The 1,337-nt window shown below is 60.9% G+C and carries 3 protein-coding genes; all 3 read right to left on the bottom strand.

Annotated features, from left to right (window positions below):
* On the bottom strand, positions 1-264 hold a 264-nt coding region (locus NKH23_RS34395; protein ID WP_353036791.1), incomplete at its 3' end, for a DUF3618 domain-containing protein.
* The gene (locus NKH23_RS34400; RefSeq protein ID WP_292657573.1) at positions 261-656 is read right to left on the bottom strand and encodes a phage holin family protein; all 396 of its coding nucleotides are present in this window, start codon (positions 654-656) and stop codon (positions 261-263) included. The genes NKH23_RS34400 and NKH23_RS34395, both read right to left, overlap by 4 nt.
* Positions 653-1,291: a hypothetical protein gene (locus tag NKH23_RS34405; RefSeq protein WP_353036793.1), complete on the bottom strand. Its 639-nt coding sequence runs from the start codon at positions 1,289-1,291 to the stop codon at positions 653-655. Before NKH23_RS34405 ends, NKH23_RS34400 begins: the two co-directional genes overlap by 4 nt.
* Positions 1,292-1,337 lie beyond the last annotated feature (46 nt).

Genomic DNA, 1,337 nt, shown 5'->3' on the forward strand with positions numbered 1-1,337 from the left:
TGCTGAACTGTCTACCGACGTGCCCTTGCCAAGCATCAGCCAGGCCAGGCCCGCGCCGACCAATGTAAGCGGCAACGGATTGTCCCTGACCTGAGTCTTAAGATTGCTGAGCATGGCGGATCCCTCGCCGCTGAACATCCCGGTGAATTCGTCGATCAGTTGGCCCGGTGTCATCTTGCTGCGGATCGAGTCTGCGGTATCTGCCACTCTGGCGCGAGCAATATCAGCATCGCGTTCCAACTCGGCTGCGGATTTGTCGGTCATCTTATCTGTTCCTTGATCACGCGTGCGTCGCGTTTAAGTTGGTCTTGTGTCCGGTCGGGGGTCAACTCTGAGGGGGCCATGCTTGCCTTGCCGGAGCGCAAGAGTATGACGCCCAGTACTGCCACCACGACGCCGACGAGCAGCGAGGACCATCCGGCTCCCAGCCCGGCGCTCGCCAAGGCAATCACCAGCGCCTGCAAAAGCACCATCAGGGCGGCGAGCAGGCAAATGGCGCCTCCCATTACCTCCACGGCGCCGGCGCCGGCCTTGCTTACCTTTTCCGACATTTCAGCCCGCAACAGCCTGCTTTCGGTTTGAAGCAGTGTTGTGACCTGCTGTGCCAGATCGCTGACAAGGGTTGTCAGGCTGCGAGTGTCCTGATTGTCAGTCATGGGTTTCGCTCCAGGCTTGCATTGGCCCAGTCATCGCCGGACTGATCGGATCCTAGCGGGGCCGGCTCAACTGCCTCTGCCGATCGCCATCCGAACTCATTCGAGCTAGGACCCGTCTCGGGCGCCCGGCCTGTTCCCGACTGGCCCGGTGCTCCGGTTTGGGCAGAGGGTGGCGAGCTCTTGATGAACCGTCCCAACGCCAGGCCTGCCAATACCGAACCGGCGATCAGCGCCCCCGAGTTTTCGCGGCCGAACGACTGAATTTCGCCAAGCACCTCGTCGAACGGTTTATCCTTCAGGGAGGAGGAAAGCCGCTCGAGCCCGCCTGCGGCGTCAAGGGCGAATTTCGAAGCGGTCCGTTGATCATTGTTGGCAAGATGCTCGCTTGCCGCGCGCAATGCGCCGCTGAAGGCCTTGAGATTGGCGCTCACGTCGCGCTGCGTTCCCTCCGCCTTGTTGAACAATGCTTGCTTTGCTTCCGAAGCGTAATCTCCGGCTTTCCTGGTGATCTCGTCACGCGCATCGTGGAGCGCTTCCGTCGCGGTCTGCTTTTCCCGTTGTAGTCTTTCCGAGAGCTCGCTTCTGGCGGTCTCGAAATCGGCCGTCTGACGGCCCTGATCGTCCTGGTCCTGCATGGTGTCTCCTAGTGGAATCCGAGGAAGGAGAGGATTGCAAGCACGA

Origin of the sequence: Mesorhizobium sp. M1328 (genome assembly GCF_040318075.1) — a bacterium.
Taxonomy (GTDB): domain Bacteria; phylum Pseudomonadota; class Alphaproteobacteria; order Rhizobiales; family Rhizobiaceae; genus Mesorhizobium.